Source organism: Mycobacterium sp. GA-1841 (assembly GCF_001954135.1).
GTDB lineage: Bacteria > Actinomycetota > Actinomycetes > Mycobacteriales > Mycobacteriaceae > Mycobacterium.
The window spans coordinates 89,369-112,300 of the sequence record NZ_MBEQ01000017.1 but is presented as its reverse complement, the minus strand read 5'-3'; the positions used below and the strand labels follow the sequence as shown (position 1 = coordinate 112,300).

The following is a 22,932-nucleotide window of genomic DNA, read 5'->3' as shown; positions in this document are numbered from 1 at the left end:
GGTTGGGCATATCGCGTAGCTTTTTTTGTAGCCGACGCCGGCGGATGAACGCCGACTCGTCGGATGCGTCGGCAACCATCGAGGCGTCCATCGACCGGAGGAGCCTGTGATTCATCAGCGGCTGACACCGGCGGCGCAGCCGTCGACCGACGACCTCGACGGTCCGTCGGAGCGGTCACGTCTGCATTCGCTGCTGCGATATGACCTGCCGGCCTCGCTCGTTGTTTTCCTCGTCGCGCTGCCGTTGTCCTTGGGCATCGCTGTCGCCTCTGATGCACCGGTGCTCGCCGGCATCATCGCCGCGATCGTCGGCGGCATCGTGGTCGGCACTCTGGGGGGCTCGCCTCTGCAGGTGAGCGGTCCGGCCGCCGGTTTGACGGTCATCGTGGCCGGGCTCGTCGCCCAGTTCGGCTGGGCTGTCACGTGCGCGATCACCGTCTGCGCAGGCATTCTTCAAGTGCTGCTGGGCCTCAGCCGGATTGCCCGTGCGGCGCTGGCGATCTCGCCGGTCGTCGTGCACGCGATGCTGGCCGGCATCGGCGTCACGATCGCCTTGCAGCAGACCCATGTGTTGCTGGGTGGCGATTCTGCGAGCTCGGCCTGGCAGAACGTCACCGGCCTACCGGGGCAGGTGCTCGACGCCCACGGGCCCGGTCTGCTCCTGGGTCTGCTCGTCATCGGCATCCTCGTGGCGTGGCGCTGGATTCCGGCGCGGATCAAGGTGGTGCCCGGCCCGCTCGTGGCGATTCTGGGCGTGACGGTTCTGTCGCTCGTCATACCGTTCGACGTCGCGCGAATCAAGATCGACGGCTCGCTGATCGACGCTCTGCAGCTGCCGAGCCTGCCCGACGGCAACTGGGGCGCGTTCGCCACCGGCGTGCTCACGGTGACGCTGATCGCCAGCGTGGAAAGCCTGTTGTCCGCGGTGTCGGTAGACCGCCTGCAGAGCCGCGCACCGCGCACCAATTTCGACCGTGAGCTGATCGGACAGGGCGCGGCGAACATCGCGTCGGGCTCCATCGGTGGCCTGCCGGTGACCGGCGTGATCGTGCGCAGCTCCACCAACGTCGCTGCCGGCGCCCAGACCCGGGCGTCGGCCATCATGCACGGCGTGTGGGTGCTGGCCTTCGCGGTACCGTTCGCGGGTCTGGCCAAGTTGATTCCGACGTCGGCATTGGCCGGGCTGCTGATCGTCATCGGCATACAACTGGTCAAATGGGCACACATCAAGACGGCTTGGCGCACCGGCGATCTCGCGGTCTACCTCGTCACGATCGTTGGTGTGGTGTTCCTCAACCTGCTCGAGGGTGTGCTGATCGGCCTGGCTCTGGCGATATCGCTGACCGTCTGGCGGGTGGTGCGGGTGAAGATCTCCGCCGATCCGGCCGGTGACGGTGAGTGGCGTGTCGTCATCGACGGTTCGGTGACGTTCCTGTCGCTCCCGAGGCTCAACAGCGTGCTGGCCTCGGTGCCGGAGGGCACGCACGTCACCGTCGAATTGTCGGTCGACTTCATCGATCACGCCGGTTACGAGACCATCGACTCGTGGCAGCGGCAGCACGTCGCGTCGGGCGGCAGCGTGGACATTCACGATGTGGGCGCGGTCGAGATGGACAGTGCCGTCGCTGGTCCGCCGACGCGCGGGTTCACCCCTATCGACAAACGCACCGGCGTGGTGCCCTGGAACTCCTGGCAGCCGCAGCTGGAGCCGTCGGTGTTGCATGGGCTGGCGGTCTACCACCGTCGCACCGCTCCGTACATCCGACCGCACATGAAGGAACTGGAACACGCACAGCGCCCCGAGGCGCTGTTCATCACGTGCGCCGACTCGAGGATCGTGCCCAACGTGATCACCAGCAGCGGCCCCGGCGACCTGTTCACGGTCCGCAACGTGGGCAACTTCATTCCGGCCGGGCGGCAGGACGCCTCGGTGGATGCGGCGATCGCGTTCGCGGTCAAGGTTCTCGACGTGTCGTCGATCGTGGTGTGCGGACACTCCAGCTGCGGTGCCATGAATGCGGTATTGCGGGACGGCCCAGGTGAGTCCACCGGTGACGAAGTGCTCGACGCCTGGCTTGAGTATGCGCAGCCGACAGTGGCCGCCTTCGACAATGGCCGCCATCCAGTCGCGGAGTCGGCGGCCGGCGAAGGGTTCGACACCGTCGACCAGCTGAGCATGGTGAACGTTGCGTTGCAGGTGCAGACCCTGATCGAGCACCCGCTGTTGTGCGAGCGCCACCAGCAAGGCCGACTCGACGTTCTCGGGTTGTTCTACGACATCCCGAGCGCAGGGGTGCTACGGGTGACGCCGACCGGGGTCAGCACGTTCGAGGTCGATCATTCGTTGGGCCGCAGCAAGTATCCGACGCCACGCACGGTGTGAATCATCGGCTCCCGACCGGCGTCGATCTTCTTGCGCAGGTATGAGATGTAGAGGTCGACGATGCTCGATTTGCCGCCGAAACCGTAGTTCCACACCCGATCGAGAATCTCGGCGCGACTCAGCACCCGCCGCGGATTACGCATCAGGTACCGCAGTAGTTCGAACTCGGTCACCGTCAGCGTCAACACCGTGCCGTCGCGCGTCACCTCGTGACTGGCGCCGTCGAGCACGATGTCGCCGACGCGCAGCACCTCGTCGACCGGCCGTTCCAGGTGGCTGGACCGGCGCAACAAACCGCGCAGGCGGGCGACAAGTTCCTCCAGGCTGAACGGCTTGGTCATGTAGTCATCGGCCCCGGACGTCAATCCCGCGACCCGGTCCACCACCGAATCACGGGCGGTGAGAAACAACGTCGGGGTGTACGGCTCGGATGCCCGAATCTGTTGCAGGATCCGCAAGCCATCGATGTCGGGCAGCATGATGTCCAGCACGACGACGTCCGGCTGGACATCGCTGAACTTGGCCGCCGCGTCGTGACCGTTGTGGGCAACCTCGACGAGCCAGCCCTCGTAGTGCAGGGCCATCGTGACCAGATTGGTCAGCGCCGGCTCATCGTCGACCAACAGCACCCGAATCGGTGACCCGTCGGCACGATGGATCCGGGGTAGTTGACCGAGCATCGCCTGCCGGGGCGCTTGTCCTCGTGGTGGCACCGACATCGCCGCCATAGATCCCATTGTCCGGAGGCATAGCCGACTGTCACATGGTTCATACCAAACTCATATCGGTCCGGCATGCCGGCGCTGGGTGCCAAAGTCCTACGACCACACCGCCTTCGCGCGGGTGAGAGCGAGTTGTTGGCCACGCATCCCGGTTTCGCCGCGGCACGACGGGTTGTCCCGGGTGAACTTCATGTTGACGAACCCGGTGAGATCGGGCCGGATCACGTACTTGAACGGGACCGGATCCGTTGTGTACTCGTCCGGGGCGCCGACGAAGCAGTGCTCGCCGGGGCTCAGGCGTTCACCGACCCAGGCGCCGTGATGCCGATCGGCAGACGGGGTCCACGACAGGTCCAGCTGCCACGAGCCGTCGACGTCGGTGGACAGCACCCGCAGACACCGTGAACCGCAGCCGGACAGTGTCCATTCGTCAGGCGCCACTGCGGTGCCGGACGCGGTTTCGGTGACGGTGTAGACCCCCGCCCGGGGCAGCGGCGGAGCGGGAATCTCAGGGGCTTCGACAGGGGGAGCCGACGACTTGAGGCCGCCTAACGCGAATCCGATTGCCGACGACACGGCAACCAGGGCAATCAGGTCTTTCAAGGGCTCCTCCGCGTCGGATCATATCCGCAGCGTTCAGACCACCCGCTTACCGAGCCGGTTGCGGATCCGCATGTCCCACAAGTAGAGCTGATAACCCAGCCGCCACACCTCACGGGGGATGACCCGATCGGCGACCCGCAGGGCGGTCAACAACCGCTCGAAGCGCCGCCGGTCATCGGGTGTCCAGGTCATCCGCATGTGGTCGCGGAACTCGGCGGGCAGAAACCCGGTGGTGGCGAACAGGTTGAAGCGACCTGCCAGCAACCGCAGCGGCGCCGGTAAGAACACCATCGCGGCCACGCCGTGCAGGTGTTCGCGCACCGGCGGGTCGATCCGCAGATCCTGCAGGGACTGCTTCCAGTACGCGTCGAAGGCGTCGCGGTCGGCCGGCCACATGTCGTCGCGTACCTGCAAGGTGGTGCCCAGGGTGCGGGCGTCGGCATAGATCGCGTCGGCCGACTCGTCGTCGAGCGGGCCGTAGAGGAACTCGTGCATGTCGACGTAATACCGGTACAGGCAGGCCGCCACCCACAGCTGCAGCTTCGGGTCGAAAGCGTTGTAGGACACCGGGCTTGACGGGCGCGACCGGACCTGCGCGTGCACCTTGTCGATCTGGGTGCGCAGCAGCGCACGGTCGGCGTCGGTGCCCATGGTGGCCGCGGCCAGGTACGTGCCGGTGGTGCGGGCCCGTTTGAACGGGTGCTTGTAGACGTTGCCGCTGTCCACCGGACTCTCCAGGACGCCGTAGCCGACGCCGGGGGAGGACAACTGCATGATGACGTTGGCCGCGGGGAGCAGTGCCCCTGCCGGATTGAGCAGATCGGTGACCCGTCGCGGCCGACGTGGTGGACCCAGCCTCATGAAGTCGAGTAGACCACCTGTGAGACGCTGCCGGGGTGTTTGCGCGCAGAAGCCACCGAACCGTGGGCATCGCCGTCGGGTTCGTGGCCGACGCACTGCTCGGTGATCCGCGACGTGGGCACCCGGTGGCGGGTTTCGGAACTGCCGCAGCACGGTTGGAAAAGCTGACCTACGCCGACAACCGGCGCGCCGGCGTGCTGCACACCGGGCTGTTGCTGGGCGCGCTGGCCGGGCTGGGCTGGGCCTCGGGGCGTCGGGACCAGATCTGGGTGACCGCCGTGGCCACCTACGTCGCGCTCGGCGGGACCTCGCTGAACCGGGTGGGTTCTCAGATGGCCACGCTGCTGCAGACCGACGACATCGACGGTGCGCGAGCCCTGTTGCCCTCGTTGTGTGGACGGGATCCGGCCGCGCTCGACGCCTCGGGCCTGACCCGGGCCACCGTGGAGTCGTTGGCGGAGAACACTTCCGACGCGCAGGTGGCCCCGTTGTTCTGGGCAGCGATCGCCGGGGTCCCCGGCGTGCTGGTGTACCGGGGCGCCAACACGCTCGACGCCATGATCGGACACCGTTCGCCGCGCTATACCCGGTTCGGCTGGGCCGCAGCCCGATTCGACGATGTGCTGAACTATCTGCCGGCCCGGTTGACCGGGGTGCTGGCCGCGGTGTGTGCGCCGATCGTGGACGGCTCACCGCGCGCGGCACTGCAAGCCTGGCGGCGCGATGCGGCCCGCCACCCCAGCCCGAACGCCGGGGTCGCCGAAGCCTCCTTCGCCGGGGCACTCGGGGTACGTCTGGGCGGCCCGACGCAGTACGCGCATCAGCTGGAGATCCGGCCCACCCTTGGCGACGGGCGCATCCCCGAGGTGGCCGATGTGGCCCGGACGGTGCGGCTTTCGCGCGCGGTACAGCTCGGCGCGGCCCTCGTCGCCTTGTTCATCAGCGGCCCCGGCCGCATTGGTCATCAGCGGCCCCGGCCGCATTAGTCATCAGCGGCCCCAGCCGCGTCGGGCTCAGCGCCGCTTGCCGTAGCGGTCGGCGATCTTCTCCTCGCGGGTGAGTTCCCGGGGCGGCGCGGCCGCCTCGGCCTGCGCGGCGGCCCGTTCGCGGCGGCGCTGCTGAAGCTCCGCATAGACGAAATAACCCAACCCGAGCGGGGCGACGATGCCGAACGCGATCCACTGGATGCCGTAGGACAGGAACGGCCCGGCATCGAGGTGGGGCAGGGAGATCTCGCCGAGCCCGCCGGGCTGGTCGGCCACCAGCTGCAGGTACGACCCGGTCAGCGCCACCCCGGTGAGCGAGGCGATCTGGCCGGTGTTGATCGAATACACCTGCTGTGCGCCGTCCTCGCTGCGAAACGGTTCCTTGCCGACGGCCAGGGCCTCGGAATCACGCAGGCGCGCGGTGATCGTCACCGGTGTGGTCGGCGGCGGGGCGAACTCGGGCACCTTGTTTCCGTCGACCGGGCGGATGTAGCCGCGGTTCACCAGCACCACCGGGCCACCATCCACCGCGAACGGGGTGAGCACCTCGAAGGCCGGTTCACCGTCGACCACCCGCAGCCGGGCCAGTACCTGGCCCTCGGGAAGGTAGCGGCCGGTCGCGGTAACGCGTTGCCACTGGGCGTCGGGCGCAGCCGAATCCTGCTGCGGCAGCAGGGTGGTCACCGGAACCGGATCCGCCTGCAGCGAGTGGCTGATCTGGTCGTTCTCCCGTGAGGTCTTGGTGTTCTTACCCAGCTGCCAGGGGGCCAGGACGGTGAAGCACAAATACGCGAACGCGACCACCACGACGAACAACGCCACCCACTGGGGCCGCAGCAGGAAGGTCAGGCGTCGCATCAGACCAGGATCCCCCGGGCGGCCAGCTCGGCGTCGACCCAGGTATGCAAACCGGGCAGTGCGGCCTCGATCACGGTGAACGCCTCCTCGAAATCGGGCTTGGTGCCGTAGTACGGGTCCTCCACATCGGGCACATGGGCACCCGAGCGAGGGTCGAAGGAGCGCAGCATCCGCACCCGGTCGCCCGCCACGCCGAGATCGGTCAGGATGCGCAGGTGGTTGCGGCCCAGTGCCACGACCAGGTCGGCGTCCAGATGGTCGTCGCACACCTGGGCGGCGACGTGCTCGCTCGGATAGCCGCGCTCACGCAGCACCAGGCAGGCACGCTCGTCGGCGCCGTCACCGGCATGCCAGCCGCCGGTGCCGGCGCTGCTCACCCGGACCACCTCGGAAAGCCCGCGCTCGCGGATCTGGTGGGCGAACATCTTCTCGGCCATCGGCGACCGGCAAATGTTGCCCGAGCACACGAACGTCACATGCAGACTGTGCTGATTCCCCGGTTGCTGGCCTCCTGCCCGCCGCTCAGACACCGAGCACCTCGCGCAGCGCGGAGACGGAGTCGACGTGGGCGTGGGCGGTCACCGCGGCCGGCCCGGTGAAATCGGCGGCGCCATAGCCCCAGCCGACCACCACGGTGTCGATGCCGTGCTGGGCCGCGCCCTCGACGTCGTGCGACCGGTCACCGACCATCAGCACCCGCTGCGGCAGCGGCTGCAGCTGGGCCAGCGCGTAGGCCACCACATCGGCCTTGGCCGCACGGACACCGTCGGGGCTGGCCCCGGCGATCACCTCGAAGTAGCCGTCCAGACCGAAATGCTCCAGGATGCGTCGCGCGGTGGGCTCGGCCTTCGAGGTGGCCACGGCCAATCGCACCCCCGATGCCTGCAGATCCGCCAGCAGCGCCTCGACACCGTCGAACAGGCTGTTCATCGCCCAGCCGCGGCTGGTGTAGTCCGACCGGTAGGCCGTGATGGCGGCGTCGGCGTCAAAGCTCGTCGCGCCCGCACTCAACAGCCGCAACGTCTCGTGCATGGGCGGGCCGACGATGCGCCCGGCCAGGTCCCCCTCGGGGACCACGGCACCCACGTGCGTCAGGGCATGGCGGAAACTCGACACGATTCCGGCCGCAGAATCGGTCAGGGTGCCGTCGAGGTCGAACAGCACCAGCTGCGGTCGGGTGAGCTCCAGCGTGTCAGTCACGTGCCCATTCTCCCGCAGTCCTCCGGATGCCCAGCTGGGCGGCCCGACCATTAGGGTCGTGCTGTGCTGTGCCCACCTCCCGGCGGGACCCGTGCAGCGGCCCGCTACCACGGCGACCAGGCCGCCTTGCCGGGCATGCTGGACTTCGCCGTCAACGTCCGCCCGGGCGGTCCGCCGGTCTGGCTGACCGACCGGCTGGCCGCGCGGCTGCCCGATCTGGGCAATTACCCGAGCCAGGCCGATCAGCGCCGCGCCGTCGAGGCGGTCGCCGCGCGCCACGGTCGCGGTGTGGACGAGGTGGCCCTGCTGGCCGGCGGCGCCGAGGGTTTCGCCCTGTTGGCCGGGTTGCGGCCGGTTCATGCGCGATCCGCCTCCGCTACTCGCTGGAAACTGGCCGCCCTCATCGCGCCGTCGTTCACCGAACCGGAAGCGGTGCTGCAGGCGGCCGGGGTGCCGATCCACCACGTCGTGCTGCCCGCACCGTTCGCCCTGACGGGCGCTGATGTGCCCGAGGACGCGGATCTGGTGGTGATCGGCAACCCGACCAATCCGACCGGGGTGCTGCACCGCCGCGAGGACATCCTGGCGCTGCGCCGGCCGGGCCGGCTGGTGGTGGTCGACGAGGCCTTCGCCGACGCCATCTCGGGAGAGGCCGAGACCCTGGCCGGGCAATCTCTGCCCGACGTGCTGGTGCTGCGCAGCCTCACCAAGACCTGGGCGCTGGCCGGGCTGCGGGTCGGATACGCCCTCGGCGGGCCTGACGTGCTGGCCAGGCTGACCGCGCCGCGTGCGCACTGGCCGCTGGGCACGCTGCAACTGGAGGCCATCGCCTCGGCGAGCAGCCCCGAGGCGGTGGCCGAGGCCGACGACCGGGCCTGCCGGCTGGCCGACCTGCGCGCCGCCATGGCTGCCGGGCTGCATGGCCTCGGACTGGACGTGGTGCCCGGCGCCGCGCCGTTTGTCCTGTTCACCGTGCCCGACGCCGAGTTGATGCGAAAACATCTGGAAAGCAAGGGCATTGCGGTGCGCCGCTGCGATACGTTCGTGGGCCTGCCGGCTGACCACCTGCGCGCCGCGGTGCGGCCGGAGTGGCCGGTGCTGGTCGACGCCATGACGGAGGTGCTGCAATGAGTGGGGTCCGCCTCGCGGAGGTGATCGCCGCGTTGGACGCGGCCTACCCGCCGCATCTCGCCCACGACTGGGACTCGGTGGGGTTGGTGTGTGGTGATCCCGATGAGCCGGTCGAATCGGTGACGATCGCCGTCGACGCCACCGAATCGGTGATCGACGAGGTGCCCGAACGGGGACTGCTGCTGGCCCACCATCCGCTGCTGCTGCGTGGGGTGGACACCGTGGCCGCCGACACCGCCAAGGGTTCGTTGATCCATCGGCTGATCCGCACCGGCCGCGCCCTGTTCACCGCCCACACCAACGCCGATTCGGCCTCGCCCGGGGTGTCCGACGCCTTGGCCGAGGCGCTCGACCTGAGGGTCGAGGCCGTGCTCTCACCTGGGGCGCCGGGCCCGGATCTGGACAAGTGGGTGGTCTTCGTGCCGGCCTCCGACGCCGAGACGGTGCGGGAGGCCATGTTCGACGCCGGGGCCGGACGCATCGGCGACTACTCGCACTGCAGTTGGAGTGTGACGGGGACCGGTCAGTTCCTGCCGCACGAGGGGGCCGACCCGACGATCGGCGTGGTGGGCACCGTCGAGCAGGTGACCGAGGACCGGGTGGAGATGATCGCGCCGTCGGCGTTGCGTGCGACGGTGCTGGCCGCACTGCGCGCCGCGCACCCCTACGAGGAGCCCGCGTTCGACATCGTCGCGCTGGCACCGATCCCCACCGATGTGGGAATCGGCCGGATCGGTGCACTTGCCACCCCGGAACCGTTGTCGGCCTTCGCCTCCCGGGTCCGCGCCGCACTGCCGGCCACCTCGTGGGGAGTGCGGACCAGCGGTGACCCCGACGCCATGGTGTCGCGGGTCGCGGTCTGCGGGGGAGCAGGTGATTCCCTGCTGGGCGTGGTGGCGCGCGCCGGTGTACAGGCGTACGTCACCTCCGATCTGCGTCACCACCCTGCCGACGAGCATCGTCGGGCCTCACCGGTGGCCCTGGTCGATGTGGCGCACTGGGCCAGTGAGTTCCCGTGGTGCGCGCAGGCGGCCGGGGTACTCCGTGGGCAGTTCGGTGATGCCGTGGACGTGTGGGTGAGCTCGGTGCGGACCGACCCGTGGAACGTCGAGTGTTGAACGCAATGACACAACAATGCCGGAAAACCAATAGCACTATGAAAGTCAGGGCATGAAAGCCGAAGTAAAACAACAACGTTCGCTTCTCGGGCTGACCGAGGTCGATGCCGAACTCGGGCGCCTCGAGCATCGGGCCAAACACCTGGCCGAGCAGAAGCAGGTGGACGAGGCGCAGGCCGAGCACGCTGCGGCCAACGACGGCCTGGCGGTTCTGGGCATCGCCTTGGAGGATCTGGATGCCCAGGTGACCAAGCTCGAAAGCGAGATCGACTCGGTGCGCCAGCGCGAAGACCGCGACCGGAAGCTGATCGACGGTGGCACGGTGGGTGCCAAGCAGGTCGCCGAGATCCAACACGAGCTGGAAACGTTGGAGCGCAGGCAATCCAGCCTGGAGGACTCCCTGCTGGAGATCATGGAACGCCGTGAGGAGCTGGCGGGCCGCCAGGCCGAGGCGTTGCAGCGCATCGACGACCTCCAGAGCGCGTTGTCGACGGCGCAGCAGGCCCGGGACGCTGCGCTGGTGGAGATCGACCAGTCCCGCCACCAGGCGGTGACGCGCCGTGATGGTCTGGTGAACCTCATCGACCGCGAACTCGTCGAGCTCTACGAACGTCAGCGGGCCCGCGGCGGCCCGGGGGCAGGATTGCTGCAGGGCCGCCGCTGCGGTGCCTGCCGCATCGAGATCGACCGCGGTGAGAGCGCCCGCATCGCCGCGGCCGCCGAGGACGACGTGCTGCGCTGCCCCGAGTGCGGGGCAATTCTGTTGCGGATCAAGCAGTGAAGGTATTGGTCGAAGCCGACGGAGGTTCGCGCGGCAATCCGGGCCCGGCGGGCTACGGGGCGGTGGTGTTCGACGCCGACCATGCCGCGGTACTGGCCGAACGCAAGGAGTCGATCGGCCGGGCCACCAACAACGTCGCCGAATACCGCGGTCTCATCGCAGGTTTGGAGGCGGCCGCCGAGGTGGGCGCCGACGAGGTGGCGGTCTCGATGGACTCCAAGCTGGTGGTGGAACAGATGTCGGGGCGTTGGCGCGTCAAGCATTCCGACCTGATCCCGCTGCAGCGCCGGGCGGTCGAGGTGGCCGAAGGTTTCGAGCGGGTCAGCTACACCTGGATTCCGCGCGCCCGCAACAGCCATGCCGACCGGTTGGCCAACGAGGCCATGGATGCCGCCGCCGGCATCGTGACCGATCCACCGGCGGTAGAACCCGTCGCCGCCGAGAAGCCGACGTTGTCCGCGCCCGGATGGACCGGCGCCACCGGAGCGCCCACGCGGTTTCTGCTGTTGCGCCACGGTCAGACCGAATTGTCCATCGCGCGGCGCTATTCGGGCCGTGGGAATCCGGTGCTGACCGAGGAGGGGCGCCGCCAGGCCGACGCGGCCGCGCGGTACCTGGGTGCCCGCGGTGGGGTCGCGGCGGTGCTGACCTCCCCGCTGGAGCGCGCCTATGACACTGCGACGGCCGCCGCCAAGGCGCTCGGGGTCGACGTCCGCGTCGACGACGACCTGATCGAAACCGACTTCGGTGAGTGGGAGGGATTGACCTTCGCCGAAGCCGCACAACGGGACCCGGAACTGCACCGGCGTTGGTTGCGGGACACCAGTGTCGAGCCACCGGGCGGGGAGAGCTTCGACGCGGTGGCGCACCGGGTGCGCCGGGCCCGCGACCGGATCATCGCCGAGTACGGGGCCGCAACGGTTCTGGTGGTCTCGCACGTGACACCGATCAAGACCATTCTGCGGCTGGCGCTCGATGCCGGCGAAGGCATCCTGTACCGGCTGCATCTGGACCTGGCGTCCTTGTCGATCGCCGAGTTCTACGCCGACGGCGGCTCGTCGGTGCGTCTGGTGAACCAGACCGGCTATCTGTAGGTCAGGCGTGCAGGTGTAGCTGCTCGCCGTGCGGGCCCAAGATGGTGATCGCCTCGACCGGCCCGTCGACCGTCCCGAACCAGTGCGGGGTCCACGTCGAAAACTCCACGGCCTCACCGGGTTTGACGATGAAATCCTGGTCGCCGAGGATCAGCCGCAGCTGACCGGACAGCACGTACATCCAGTCGCGGCCCTCGTGCACGGGAAACTCGGCGGGCGGCTTACGGCGTCGGGCACTGATCCGGATCTTGTAGGCGTGCAGCCCGGCCGCCGGTCCCTGGCGGGTCAACGGCCAGTAGGTGATGTCGTGGTGGGTGTGTGACGCGCCGGTCACCCGGGGGTCCTCGGCCTGCGGCGGGCGCAGCAACTCATCGGTGCTGACCGACAGGGCGGTGGCCAGCCGGGGCAGATGATCGAGAGCCAGCCGGCGCTTGCCCGATTCCAGCCGGCTCAGCGTCGAGATGTCGATCTGAGCGCGACGGGCCACGTCCTCCAGGGTGAGCCCACGTTCGGCGCGTAACTCGCGAAGCCGACGCCGGACCAGCGCGTCGATGTCACCCGACTGGGCGGGGTTTGCCTGCATGGCAAATTAGCTTGGCACTTTGCCGCCCGGTTCGGCAAGCTCGATGGTATGGAAAACGTTTGGGATTGCATCGTCGTCGGTGGGGGAGCGGCCGGTTTGAGCGCGGCACTGGTGCTGGGCCGGGCCCGGCGACGGGTGCTGCTCGTCGACGCGGGATCACAAAGCAATCTGGCTGCCCACGGGATCGGCGGCCTGTTGGGCCACGATGGGCGTCCGCCCGCCGAACTCTATGCGGCCGGCCGCACCGAGCTGGCTGCCTATCCGAGCGTCGAGGTGCGTACCGGTGAGGTGGTGCACGGGGAGGCGGGTTTCCAACTCGAGCTCGGCGACGGTGCCCGCGAACGGGCCAGGACCGTACTGCTGGCCACCGGTATGGAGTACCGGCCGCCGCGGCTTTCCGGCCTCGAAAAGCTCTGGGGTAACTCGGTTTTCCACTGCCCGTTCTGTCACGGCTGGGAGAACCGCGACAAGCCGCTCGCGGTGATCGCCCAGGGTGACCGCGCGGTGCACATGGCGCTGATGTTGCGGGGCTGGACCGACGATCTGGTGGTACTCACCGATGGCGACAGTGGCTTGGATGAAGCGCAGGCCAAGAAGCTGGACGCGGCCGGAATCGGCATCGACGAGCGCGCGATCGCCGAATTGGTCGCCCAGGACGGTGAATTGGTGGCCGTGGAGTTCACCGACGGCACGCGGTTGGACCGGCGCGGGGCGCTGGTGGCCGCCACCCTGCACCAGCGCTCACCGCTGGCCGCGCAGCTCGGCGCGGTCTCGGCGCCCGGGCCGGTCGTCGCCGACGGCCTGATCGTCGACGCGTTCGCCCGCACCTCCGTGCCGGGTTTGTTCGCCGCCGGAGACCTGTGCGCCCAGATGCCGCAGGTGGCCGCCGCGGTGGCCTCCGGCAGTCAGGCCGGCGCCGCCATCGTCCAGCATCTGCTGGGTGAAGACGTCGGACTTCCGGTGCCGCCATGGCCCGCGCCGACCGCCGTCACCGCACAGTATTGGGAACGGCACTACGGTCAGCGCGGTCAGATCTGGAGTGGCCGGGTCAATGCCCAACTGGCGAAGATCGCCGCAGACCTACCGGCCGGCCGAGTGTTGGATCTCGGCTGCGGCGAGGGTGGCGACGCCGTCTGGCTGGCCGAACAGGGCTGGCAGGTGACCGCCGTCGACGTCTCGCAGACCGCACTGGCCCGGGCCGCCGCCGAAGCCGGGGAACGGGGCGTGGCCGACCGCATCGCGTTCGAGCGCCACGATCTGGCCGAGAGCCTGCCGAAGGGACCGTTCGATCTGGTCTCGGCGCAGTTCCTGCAATCACCGATCTTCATGGACCGGATCGATATGTTGCGTCGCGCCGCCGCAGTGGTGGCGCCCGGTGGTCGGCTCGTCGTCGTCGATCACGGAGCTGCACCGCCCTGGGCGCCCGAGCACATCCGGAAGTTCCCCTTCCCCAGTGCTGAGGACGTGGTCGACTCCCTGGATCTCGACGACACCGAGTGGGAACGGGTCCGCGTCGGCAGTGAGGGACGGGAGGCGACCGGACCCGACGGGCAGGCGGGCACCCTGATCGACAACGTGATGGTGCTGCAGCGTCGGGGGTAGATCGCCCGCCGATTCACCCGCCGTTTTCGACCTCAGGGCGGTGACTTTTGACGAGGAACAACCATGGTGTCGAAAACGGTGGGCCCGTCGCGGTACGGTGAGCAGCGCGAACGAGTTGGCTGGGCGGCCGCGGCACCGGAGAAATCCGGCGTCGAGGAAAGTCCGGACTTCACAGAGCAGGGTGATTGCTAACGGCAATCCGAGGTGACTCGCGGGAAAGTGCCACAGAAAACAGACCGCCAGCAATGGTAAGGGTGAAACGGTGCGGTAAGAGCGCACCAGCACCCCGGGTGACCGGGGTGGCTAGGCAAACCCCACCCGAAGCAAGGCCAAGAAGGCCGCAACCTGGTTGCGGTCGCGCAGGCGCCTGAGGGCTGCTCGCCCGAGCCTGCGGGTAGGCCGCTCGAGGCACCCGGTGACGGTGTGTCCAGATGGATGGTCGCCACCGACCCTCCTGACAAAGGGAGAGTCGGCACAGAATCCGGCTTACAGGCCAACTCGTTCGCCCCGCCCCTAGTGGGCTTTGCGGACCGCCTTGTCCAGCTTCTTGAGCGCATCCGCCAGCAGCGCACGTGACTGCTGGGCCAACTCGTCCTCCTGCCGATACAGCAACCCGTAGGTGAATGTGTCCTCGCCGGCGGCATGGGCCGCGTCGGCCTGGGTGCTCAGGTGCGCCTTGCTCACCACGCTGTCCTGGTGATCGCCGAGCAGGGTTTGAATGCTCTTGGCGCGCTCGGACACCTTGTCCGCCCCGGTGGCCGCAGCGGTATAGCGAAGGCGCTTGGCGCCCTTGCGAATTCGATGTAGTGCCTCGTCCTTTTCGGCGGCGTCGGCCTCCTCGGCCGTCACCTTGGCCGCGGTCTTGGCGGCCTTGCGTACGCGTTTGTACGCCGCGTCGATCTTCACCGAAGGCTTTGCGCTGCCGGCAGATTCGGGCTGCTCGGCGCTGACCAACTCGTCCAGGGCGTCCAGCAGCCGGAAGTACCGTTGCGAGCCCATCGCGAGTAGGGACCGTCGCCAGCCCGCGGTGTAGCGGCGGTTGGCGCCTTCGACCAGCCGTTCACGCACCGGGCCGCGGACCAGTTCAGGGGCCAGCTCGTCGAGCGCACGCTGATAACGCTCGGCCAGCACCTCGGCGTCGCGCGCCCCACCGAGCACCGCGGCCAGGGCACGCAGTTCGTCGAGCACCCACGCGTGATCGTCCAGGCCGAACGAGTCTTCGGAGGCCTGCAGCAGACTGCGGATTTTCCGCGTCGTCACCCGCATCTGATGCACCGCGTCGTAGGCATCCGCGCGGACCGCGCGGTCCCAGACCAGCAACTCCTCGATCTGCTCGGCGACGGCCCGGTGCACCGGATCGCTCGGCGGCTGCGGTGCCGGCACCTGATCGGTACCGAGCACCTTCGCCAGCTTCGAACCGTGCCCGGCGGGAGTGGCCCCGGCGTCGGCCAACCGATTACACAGCCGATCCATCAGGCCCTTGGGCACCGTGCCGGTGGAGGCCAGCAGTTCCAACTCCCACTCGCGCCAATGCTGTTGCTCGGCATCCGGTCCGGTGGTCGAGGCGGTGACCCGGTCATCGCAGAACTCCACCAGCGCCGTTCCGTCGGCCCCGTGCAACACCTCGAGCCGACGCTCGGTGCTGATCCGGGCCACCGGGGCCAGCGGGCGGTCCCGGACGATCGCCAGCACGACGTCGCGGAGATCCTCGGGCACCGTGTCGGTCGACGTACCGAGAGGAGCGCGCACTTCGGTGCGGGTGTCGGTGCCCGCAGGCAGTTTCAGATGCCAACCGGCATCACTTCCGCCGGTGCGGCGTCGCAGCGTGATGCGGTGCGCCGCGAGGTCACGGTCGGGGGTGTCGAAGTACACCGCATCGAGTTGCTGTGTGCCCGCACGCACCACCTCGGCGACGGCCGACAACCCGTCGAACGACGGCGATCCGGCGTCCTCGGTGACCGCGAATTTGCGTTCGATTTCGGTGTACCTGGCGGTCTTGGGCTTGCCGGGGGCCATAGTCACCTTCGCTTGCACCGGAGGCGGGAAATCGGATGGCACCAGCGTGCCACATCCCCTCAACCGTCACGACCCGTGCATCTCTTAGGGTTGCCGCATGGGGGATGGCACAACGGCGAACTCCAGTGCCGGACGCGGACGCCCGCGGCTGGAGCAGCCGCGCCGGCCGGGCCGCACTGCGCGCGAGGAGATCCTCGACGCCGCCGCCGAGTTGTTCACCAACCACGGCTACGCCAGCACCTCGACCCGGCGGATCGCCGACGCGGTCGGGGTGCGGCAGGCGTCGCTGTACCACCATTTCGCCACCAAGGACGACATCCTCGACGCACTGCTGGGCGGAACCGTCGACGAGGCCTTGCGGTTGGGCACCGAACTGCTCGACGCCCAGGGCCCGGCGGTCCAGCGTCTGCACACCCTCGTCATCGCCGATGCGCTGCAGCTCTGCGCCGGCCGGTGGAACCTGGGCGCGCTGTATCTGCTGCCCGAGCTGCGCACCGACCGATTCGAGCCGTTCCGTCGTCGGCGGGCTGAGTTGCGCGCGGTCTACCGCAGCCTGTCCGAGGCGGTGATCACCGAATGCGCGGGCCCGCCCGACGCTGCCGACCTGCCGTTCCGGTTGGTGGAATCGGTGATCAACTGCCGCTCCGACGAGATCGAGAGCACCCCGGCGCAGCCGTGGGTGATCGGGGAGGGGGCGCTGCGCCTCCTCGGCTTCGACGGCGACTTCGCCCCGCTGGTGCGCGCCACCGCGGTTCGGCTGGGTGTGCCACCGCCCCAACGGCCGGCCCGCTAAAGTGCGGACGTGACCGAGTCCACGTATGAAGCCATCTCGTTCGAGCAGTCCGGCGCCGTCGCGCACATCACGCTGAACCGGCCGGACGCCGCGAATGGCATGAACGACACCATGACTCGCGAGCTTGCCGACGCCGCCCGGCGCTGCGACACCCCCGGGACGAAGGCCGTGGTGCTGACCGGCGCCGGTCGTTTCTTCTGCGCGGGCGGCGACCTCAAATCATTTTCCACCGCACCGGACCGGGGCCAGTTCATCAAGGGCGTCGCCGACGATCTGCATCAGGCCATCTCGTCGTTCGCCCGGATGGATGCCGTGCTGATCACCGCGGTCAACGGCACCGCTGCCGGCGCCGGATTCAGCCTCGCCGTGGCCGGTGACCTGGTGGTGGCCGCCGAATCCGCCACCTTCACCATGGCGTACACCAAGGTGGGGCTGAGCCCCGACGGCAGCGCCTCCTACCACCTGCCGCGCCTGGTCGGGCTACGCCGGGCGCAGGAACTCATCCTGACCAACCGCACACTCTCGGCCACCGAGGCCCTGGAGTGGGGACTGCTCACCGACGTCGTCGCCGGCGACGAATTGGCCGACCGGGCCACGAAACTGGCCGAGCAGGTGGTCGGCGGATCCGGCGGATCCAACGGTGTGGTCAAGTCACTTCTGGTGTCCTCGTTCAAGAACAGCCTCGAAGAGCAGATGGCGGCCGAAGCCCGGTTCATCGCCGAGCGGGCGAATTCGGCCGACGGACGAGAGGGCGTCGACGCGTTCCTGGCCAAGCGCAAGGCGGAGTTCGCCTAGATCGTGAGATCGGCCGGCAGCTCGATGTCGGCGACGGCGAGGTTCTCCTCCAGGTGCTCGACCGACGAGGTGCCGGGGATCAGCAGCACGTTCGGCGCCGCACTCAGCGTCCAGGCCAGTGCGACCTGTGCCGGCGTCCGGCCCAGCTCGCCGGCGACCCGGCGGATCTCCGGATGGTCCAGCACTGGATTGTCCGGCGCGAATGCCGAACCCAACGGAAAGAACGGCACGAACGCGATGTTGCGTTCGTGGCACAGCTCGAGCACCGGTTGAGAGCTGCGGTCGGCGAGGTTGTACGCGTTCTGGACGCAGACGATCTCGGTACGTTCCAGCGCGATCTCCAGATGGTCGCGCGAGACATTGCTCAGCCCGATCCCGGCGATCAGGCCCTCGTCGCGCGCGGCGATCATGGTGTCCAGCTGCTGTTCGAACAGCGGGCGGTCCACTTCGGTCGCGGCGCCGAGGCCGGCCCCGAAGACCCGCAGGTTGACCGCGGCGAGCTGGTCGACGTCGAGGGTCTTCAAGTTCTCGTCGAGGTCTCGGCGCAGCTCGTCGGGCTGTTGGGCCGGCAACCAGTTGGCTTGCTCGTCGCGTTTGCCGCCGACCTTGCTGACCAGGGCCAGGTGCTGAGGGTAGGGGTGCAGCGCCTCCCGGATGAGTTCGTTGGCCACTGCCGGCCCGTAGATCTGCGCGGTGTCGATGTGGTCGACGCCGAGTTCGACGGCGCGCTGCAGCACCGCGATGGCCCGGTCGTGGTCGCGCGGCGGGCCGAACACGCCCGGCCCGGGCAACTGCATGGCGCCGAATCCGACGCGTCGGACGGTGTGTGAGCCGAGTGGGAACGTCTGGGGGAGGGACATGTCCGACCTTTCCTTAGATACCTAACTATCTGAGGTCGAACTATATGAGCCCTGATATTCTCTGTCAACGAGACGAAGGGGACCGATCCGTGGAAGAGCAGCAGGCCGCAGCGGCCCTTGCCGACGCCTTCGGCCGGGCCGCCAAATCGGTGGTCCGGGCCTTCGATGAACGGCTCGGCGATTGCGGCGTCTCGACCCCGCGGTCCAAGCTGCTGGCCGAGATCGATCGCCTGCAGCCCGTACGGTCGGCCGAAGTGGCCCGGGCCGTGGGCATCACCCAGGCCACCGCGTCAACCCTCGTTGACGCACTGGTACGGGACGGCCTGGTGGCCCGGGCGCCCGACGAAAACGACCGCCGCGCAGTGCGATTGACAACGACCGAGGCCGGAGGCGAACAGGCCGGGCGTTGGCGGGCCGACTACAGCGCGGCCGCACACGAGATGTTCGCCGGCTTCACCGACGACGACAAATTGCTGTTGACCGAGCTACTCAACAAGCTCGCCGACGGCCTGAATCAGTAAGAGTGCTCCTCGGCCGGAAACACTCCGGCTGCCACATCACTCGCGTATTGGCTTGCCGCCCGGTGCAATTCACCGCCGACGTCGCCGAACCGCTTGACGAACTTGGCGGTCTTGCCACTGGTGAGCCCGGCCATGTCCTGCCAGACCAGCACCTGGGCGTCGCAATTGGGGCCTGCGCCGATACCGACCGTCGGGATGGTCAACTTGCCGGTGATCTGGGTGGCCAACTCGGCCGGAACCATCTCCAGCACCACCGCGATCGCACCGGCTTCCTGCACGGCGATCGCGTCGTGGATGGTCTGCTCGCCGGCGTCGCCGCGACCCTGTACGCGGAACCCGCCCAGGCCATTGACACTCTGCGGGGTGAAACCGATGTGGGCCACCACCGGGATGCCCGCAGCGCTGAGCGTGGCAATTTGATCGGCCATCCGCTCGCCGCCTTCGAGCTTGATCGCCTGGGCGCCCGTCTCCTTCATGAAGCGCGTGGCCGTCGCGAGAGCCTGCTGCGGACTGGATTCGTAGCTACCGAACGGCAGATCGGCCACCACCAGGGCATGCGGGGCGCCCTTGACGACCGCCCGCGCCAACGGGATCAGCTCGTCGATGCTGATCGGCACCGTGGTGTCGTAGCCGTACACGACATTCGCCGCCGAGTCGCCGACGAGCAGCACCGGAATTCCGGCGTCATCGAAAATTCGCGCACTGGAGTAGTCGTAACAGGTGAGCATCGCCCACTTGTGACCTTCGGACTTCCACTTCTGCAGCGTCAGCGTGCGCACCTTGGTGCGGGGCTTGGCAGAATCGGTGGCACCATAAACAGACTGTTCAGACATCATCGTCCCTCGTGATGGTCGGTTCGAATCCTCGAGGCCGCCTCGCGGTCCCCGGGTTCGGCTGACATCCCAAGTCTGCCACTGTCGCCGACACCGGCAAAAGCAGGGTTTGAGTGGATTTCCTCACAGTCTCGGCACCGGGCCCTAACATCAGCGGCATGCAACGGCTCAGCGGACTCGACGCCAGCTTCCTGTACCTCGAAACCCCCGCACAGCCGATGCACGTGTGCTCGGTGCTGGAGCTGGACGCGTCGACCATGCCGGGCGGCTACACCTTCGATCGGCTGCGCGACGCACTGTCGCTGACCATCAAGGCAATGCCGCAATTTCGCGAGAAGCTGGCCGACAGCCGGTTCAACCTCGATCACCCGGTGCGGGTGGAGGACAAGGACTTTGACGTCAACCGCCATCTGCACCGGATCGGCTTGCCCGGCCCGGGCGGGCGGGCCGAACTGTCCGAGATCTGCGGCCACATCGCCTCGTTGCCGCTGGACCGGACCCGGCCGCTGTGGGAGATGTGGGTGATCGAGAACGTGGCGGGTACCGATGCCCACTCCGGTGGCCGCCTGGCGCTGATGACCAAGGTGCACCACTCGGCGGTCGACGGGGTGACCGGCGCCAACCTGATGTCGCAGTTGTGCACCACCGAAGCCGACGCCCCGCCGCCCGATCCGGTGGACGGCGTCGGCGGCGCCACCGGGACCGAGATCGCGATCAGCGGTGCGCTGCGGTTCGCGGCGCGTCCACTCAGGCTGGCCAACGTGCTGCCATCCACCGCCAACACCGTCATCGACACGGTCCGCCGGGCGCTGAACGGGCAGGCCATGGCCGCGCCGTTCAACGCGCCGAAAACCGCGTTCAACACCAACATCACCGGCGCCCGCAACGTCGCCTTCGCCCAGATGGACCTCGAGGACATCAAGACGGTCAAGAACCACTTCGACGTCAAGGTCAACGATGTGGTGATGGCGCTGGTGTCCGGGGTGTTGCGCCGGTTCCTCCAGGACCGAGGCGAACTGCCCGAAAGCTCGCTGGTGGCAATGGTGCCGGTGTCGGTGCACGATCGCTCCGACCGGCCCGGGCGCAACCAGGTCTCCGGGATGTTCTCGAAACTGGAAACCCACATCGATGACCCGGCCGAGCGGCTGCGCGCCATCGCCGCCTCGAATTCGGTTGCCAAACAACACAGTTCCGCGATCGGGGCCACCCTGCTGCAGGACTGGACCCAGTTCGCGGCACCGGCAGTGTTCGGCTCGGCGATGCGGGTGTACGCAGCCAGCCGGTTGTCCGGCGCCAAACCGGTCCACAACCTGGTGATCTCGAATGTGCCCGGTCCGCAGGTGCCGCTGTACATGCTGGGCTGCGAGGTCAAGGCCATGTACCCGCTCGGGCCGATCTTCCACGGCTCGGGGTTGAACATCACCGTGATGTCGTTGACCGGCATGCTCGACGTGGGCATCATGTCGTGCCCCGATCTGCTGCCTGACCTGTGGGATATGGCCGACGACTTCCACGTCGCACTCGAAGAACTCCTGGCCGCCACCCGACGGCCCCGGTAGTGTCGCGGTCCCCGGCCAGTAGGCCGGGCCTGCGGCGATGTCACGCCATGGCAGCATGGTCAGCCATGAAGGTCAGGACGAGGTTCGGCGCGCTGCTGGCGGTGACGGCGCTGGCAGCGGCGGGCTGCACCCAGGTGATCGACGGGCAGGCCCAGATCGCCGTGCCCCGGCCCGGCACGCCGGTGCAATGGCTGCCGTGCAACGCCGGTGCCGGTGACCACGTGCAGATCCCCGACGGAGCCGAATGCGGCATGCTGTCGGTGCCGGTCGACTACGCCCAACCCGACGGTGACGTGGCCCGGCTGGCGATGATCCGCTTCCCGGCGGCACGTCAGAAGATCGGCTCATTGGTGATCAACCCCGGTGGCCCCGGTGAGTCCGGCGTGGAATCGGCGGTGTCGCTGCTGTCGAGCCTGCCGCAGTCGGTCAAGGACCGCTTCGACATCGTCGGGTTCGACCCGCGTGGCGTGGGTTCCTCCACGCCGGCGGTGTGGTGCAACTCCGACGAGGACAACGATCGGCTGCGCGCCGATCCCACGGTGGAATACACCCCGGAAGGTGTCGAGCACCTGGAGAACGAAACCAAGGCGTTCGTCCAGCGCTGCGTCGACAAGATGGGCACCGAGTTCCTGGAGAACGTGGGCACCGAGAACGTCGCCAAGGACCTCGACGCGATCCGCGCCGCACTCGGCGACGACAAGCTGACCTACCTGGGTTACTCCTACGGCACCCGCATCGGCGCCACCTACGCCGAGCAGTTCCCGCAGAAGGTCCGCGCCATGATTCTCGACGGCGCCGTCGACCCCAACGCCGATCCCGTGGAGGAGAACATCCGGCAGGCGGCGGCGTTCCAGAAGGCCTTCGACGATTACGCCGCCGACTGCGCCAAGAATCCCGACTGCCCGCTGGGCACCGACCCGGCCAAGGCTGTCGAGGTGTACAAGAGCCTGGTCGACCCGCTCGTGGAACACCCGGCCCGCACCCGCGACGACCGCGGCCTGAGCTACAGCGACGCCACCGTGGGCACCATCCTGCCGCTGTACTCACCGAACCTGTGGCGCCACCTGACCGAGGGCCTGACCGGGCTCAAGAAGGGCAACGGCGACGTGATGCTGGCGCTGGCCGACCTCTACATGGGTCGAGATGCCAACGGCCACTACAACAATTCGACCGATGTGCGGGTCGCGGTGAACTGCGTGGACAAGCCCGCCATCACCGACCGGGCCACCGTCGTCGAGGAGGACCGCCGCGCCCGTGAGGTGGCCCCGTTCATGAGCTACGGCGAGTTCACCGGCCATGCGCCCCTCGGCACGTGTGCCTTCTGGCCGGTGCCGCCCACCAGCAAGCCGCACGAGATCTCGGTGCAGGGTCTGCCTCCGACGTTGGTCGTCTCGACCACCAACGACCCGGCGACGCCGTACCAGGCCGGGGTGGACCTGGCTCGGCAACTCGACGGCACCCTGGTGACCTTCGAGGGCACCCAGCACACGGTGGTGTTCCAGGGCAACAAGTGCATCGACGACATCGCCGCGACCTATCTGATCGACGTGACGGTGCCGCCTGCCGGAACCCGCTGCTGACCGCGCCCGGCCGAGAAGGTCACCGGATGATCTCCGGCCGATTTCCGCTCGGA

22 protein-coding genes and 1 other RNA gene are annotated in these 22,932 nt (G+C 68.4%); 13 read left to right on the top strand and 10 right to left on the bottom strand.

Annotated features, from left to right (window positions below; all coding sequences use genetic code 11):
* The first annotated feature begins 109 nt into the window (after positions 1-109).
* On the top strand, positions 110-2,383 hold the full coding sequence (locus A5740_RS04910; RefSeq protein ID WP_076192240.1) for a bifunctional SulP family inorganic anion transporter/carbonic anhydrase: 2,274 nt from the start codon (positions 110-112) through the stop codon (positions 2,381-2,383).
* On the opposite strand, the gene A5740_RS04905 is transcribed toward A5740_RS04910, so the two are convergent.
* The 3 genes from A5740_RS04905 to A5740_RS04895 all read right to left on the bottom strand — a co-directional run bounded on the left by A5740_RS04905 (position 2,338) and on the right by A5740_RS04895 (position 4,569).
* On the bottom strand, positions 2,338-3,111 hold the full coding sequence (locus A5740_RS04905) for a response regulator transcription factor (RefSeq protein WP_076191943.1): 774 nt from the start codon (positions 3,109-3,111) through the stop codon (positions 2,338-2,340). The two genes, A5740_RS04910 and A5740_RS04905, sit on opposite strands and share 46 nt — an antisense overlap.
* A gap of 90 nt (positions 3,112-3,201) precedes the next feature.
* Positions 3,202-3,708 carry a hypothetical protein gene (locus tag A5740_RS04900; protein WP_076191941.1) on the bottom strand — a complete coding sequence of 169 codons (507 nt, stop codon included), beginning with the start codon at positions 3,706-3,708 and terminating at the stop codon, positions 3,202-3,204.
* Between the two features lie 33 nt (positions 3,709-3,741).
* Positions 3,742-4,569, bottom strand: a complete 828-nt coding sequence (locus A5740_RS04895; protein WP_076191939.1) for an oxygenase MpaB family protein — start codon at positions 4,567-4,569, stop codon at positions 3,742-3,744.
* A gap of 35 nt (positions 4,570-4,604) precedes the next feature.
* On the opposite strand from A5740_RS04895, the gene A5740_RS04890 reads away from it, so the two are divergent.
* Positions 4,605-5,555, top strand: a complete 951-nt coding sequence (locus A5740_RS04890) for a cobalamin biosynthesis protein (protein ID WP_076191937.1) — start codon at positions 4,605-4,607, stop codon at positions 5,553-5,555.
* A gap of 27 nt (positions 5,556-5,582) precedes the next feature.
* Here A5740_RS04890 and A5740_RS04885 read toward each other — a convergent pair whose 3' ends face one another.
* Genes A5740_RS04885 through A5740_RS04875 form a run of 3 tightly spaced genes read right to left on the bottom strand, consistent with a single transcriptional unit; the run spans position 5,583 to position 7,613 of the window.
* Positions 5,583-6,413: an SURF1 family protein gene (locus A5740_RS04885; protein ID WP_076191935.1), complete on the bottom strand. Its 831-nt coding sequence runs from the start codon at positions 6,411-6,413 to the stop codon at positions 5,583-5,585.
* Entirely contained in the window at positions 6,413-6,889 is a 477-nt protein-coding gene (locus A5740_RS04880; protein WP_076191934.1) for a low molecular weight protein-tyrosine-phosphatase, read from the bottom strand. Before A5740_RS04880 ends, A5740_RS04885 begins: the two co-directional genes overlap by 1 nt.
* 46 nt (positions 6,890-6,935) lie before the next feature.
* Positions 6,936-7,613 carry an HAD-IA family hydrolase gene (locus tag A5740_RS04875; RefSeq protein WP_076191932.1) on the bottom strand — a complete coding sequence of 226 codons (678 nt, stop codon included), beginning with the start codon at positions 7,611-7,613 and terminating at the stop codon, positions 6,936-6,938.
* A 135-nt stretch (positions 7,614-7,748) separates the two neighbouring features.
* Here A5740_RS04875 and cobC point away from each other — a divergent pair, with 135 nt between their 5' ends.
* From cobC to A5740_RS04855, 4 genes are read left to right on the top strand one after another with little or no spacing between them, the layout of a single operon-like run.
* Positions 7,749-8,744, top strand: coding sequence for an Rv2231c family pyridoxal phosphate-dependent protein CobC (gene cobC, locus A5740_RS04870; protein ID WP_083653943.1), 996 nt, complete (start codon positions 7,749-7,751; stop codon positions 8,742-8,744).
* Complete coding sequence (locus A5740_RS04865) at positions 8,741-9,862, top strand: Nif3-like dinuclear metal center hexameric protein (RefSeq protein ID WP_076191931.1); 1,122 nt, start codon at positions 8,741-8,743, stop codon at positions 9,860-9,862. Before cobC ends, A5740_RS04865 begins: the two co-directional genes overlap by 4 nt.
* A gap of 52 nt (positions 9,863-9,914) precedes the next feature.
* A complete protein-coding gene (locus A5740_RS04860) occupies positions 9,915-10,643 on the top strand; it encodes a zinc ribbon domain-containing protein (RefSeq protein WP_076191929.1) in 729 nt (242 codons plus the stop codon).
* Positions 10,640-11,737 (top strand): bifunctional RNase H/acid phosphatase, encoded by a 1,098-nt coding sequence (locus tag A5740_RS04855; protein ID WP_076191927.1) that lies wholly within the window; start codon positions 10,640-10,642, stop codon positions 11,735-11,737. Before A5740_RS04860 ends, A5740_RS04855 begins: the two co-directional genes overlap by 4 nt.
* Position 11,738: 1 nt before the next feature.
* Here A5740_RS04855 and A5740_RS04850 read toward each other — a convergent pair whose 3' ends face one another.
* The gene (locus A5740_RS04850) at positions 11,739-12,320 is read right to left on the bottom strand and encodes a helix-turn-helix domain-containing protein (protein ID WP_076191926.1); all 582 of its coding nucleotides are present in this window, start codon (positions 12,318-12,320) and stop codon (positions 11,739-11,741) included.
* Between the two features lie 48 nt (positions 12,321-12,368).
* Between A5740_RS04850 and A5740_RS29375 the strand changes: the two genes are divergently transcribed.
* Positions 12,369-13,922 carry a bifunctional NAD(P)/FAD-dependent oxidoreductase/class I SAM-dependent methyltransferase gene (locus A5740_RS29375; RefSeq protein WP_076191924.1) on the top strand — a complete coding sequence of 518 codons (1,554 nt, stop codon included), beginning with the start codon at positions 12,369-12,371 and terminating at the stop codon, positions 13,920-13,922.
* Positions 13,923-14,033: 111 nt separating this feature from the next.
* Positions 14,034-14,427, top strand: an RNA gene (rnpB, locus tag A5740_RS04840) — RNase P RNA component class A.
* Between the two features lie 8 nt (positions 14,428-14,435).
* Here the strand turns inward: rnpB and A5740_RS04835 are convergent.
* The gene (locus A5740_RS04835) at positions 14,436-15,938 is read right to left on the bottom strand and encodes a CYTH and CHAD domain-containing protein (protein WP_076191923.1); all 1,503 of its coding nucleotides are present in this window, start codon (positions 15,936-15,938) and stop codon (positions 14,436-14,438) included.
* 97 nt (positions 15,939-16,035) lie between these two features.
* Between A5740_RS04835 and A5740_RS04830 the strand changes: the two genes are divergently transcribed.
* Both A5740_RS04830 and A5740_RS04825 read left to right on the top strand, forming a co-directional pair.
* Positions 16,036-16,731, top strand: a complete 696-nt coding sequence (locus tag A5740_RS04830) for a TetR/AcrR family transcriptional regulator (RefSeq protein ID WP_076191921.1) — start codon at positions 16,036-16,038, stop codon at positions 16,729-16,731.
* A 9-nt stretch (positions 16,732-16,740) separates the two neighbouring features.
* Positions 16,741-17,526 carry an enoyl-CoA hydratase/isomerase family protein gene (locus A5740_RS04825; RefSeq protein ID WP_076191920.1) on the top strand — a complete coding sequence of 262 codons (786 nt, stop codon included), beginning with the start codon at positions 16,741-16,743 and terminating at the stop codon, positions 17,524-17,526.
* Here the strand turns inward: A5740_RS04825 and A5740_RS04820 are convergent.
* Complete coding sequence (locus A5740_RS04820; protein WP_076191918.1) at positions 17,523-18,386, bottom strand: oxidoreductase; 864 nt, start codon at positions 18,384-18,386, stop codon at positions 17,523-17,525. The genes A5740_RS04825 and A5740_RS04820 overlap by 4 nt on opposite strands.
* Positions 18,387-18,475: 89 nt before the next feature.
* Here A5740_RS04820 and A5740_RS04815 point away from each other — a divergent pair, with 89 nt between their 5' ends.
* The gene (locus A5740_RS04815; RefSeq protein ID WP_076191917.1) at positions 18,476-18,907 is read left to right on the top strand and encodes a MarR family winged helix-turn-helix transcriptional regulator; all 432 of its coding nucleotides are present in this window, start codon (positions 18,476-18,478) and stop codon (positions 18,905-18,907) included.
* Here the strand turns inward: A5740_RS04815 and panB are convergent.
* Entirely contained in the window at positions 18,901-19,740 is an 840-nt protein-coding gene (gene panB, locus A5740_RS04810) for a 3-methyl-2-oxobutanoate hydroxymethyltransferase (RefSeq protein WP_076192236.1), read from the bottom strand. The two genes, A5740_RS04815 and panB, sit on opposite strands and share 7 nt — an antisense overlap.
* Before the next feature lie 158 nt (positions 19,741-19,898).
* Here panB and A5740_RS04805 point away from each other — a divergent pair, with 158 nt between their 5' ends.
* Positions 19,899-21,299 (top strand): wax ester/triacylglycerol synthase family O-acyltransferase, encoded by a 1,401-nt coding sequence (locus A5740_RS04805; RefSeq protein ID WP_076191915.1) that lies wholly within the window; start codon positions 19,899-19,901, stop codon positions 21,297-21,299.
* Between the two features lie 65 nt (positions 21,300-21,364).
* Positions 21,365-22,879: an alpha/beta hydrolase gene (locus A5740_RS04800; RefSeq protein ID WP_217696682.1), complete on the top strand. Its 1,515-nt coding sequence runs from the start codon at positions 21,365-21,367 to the stop codon at positions 22,877-22,879.
* The last annotated feature ends 53 nt before the right edge of the window (positions 22,880-22,932 follow it).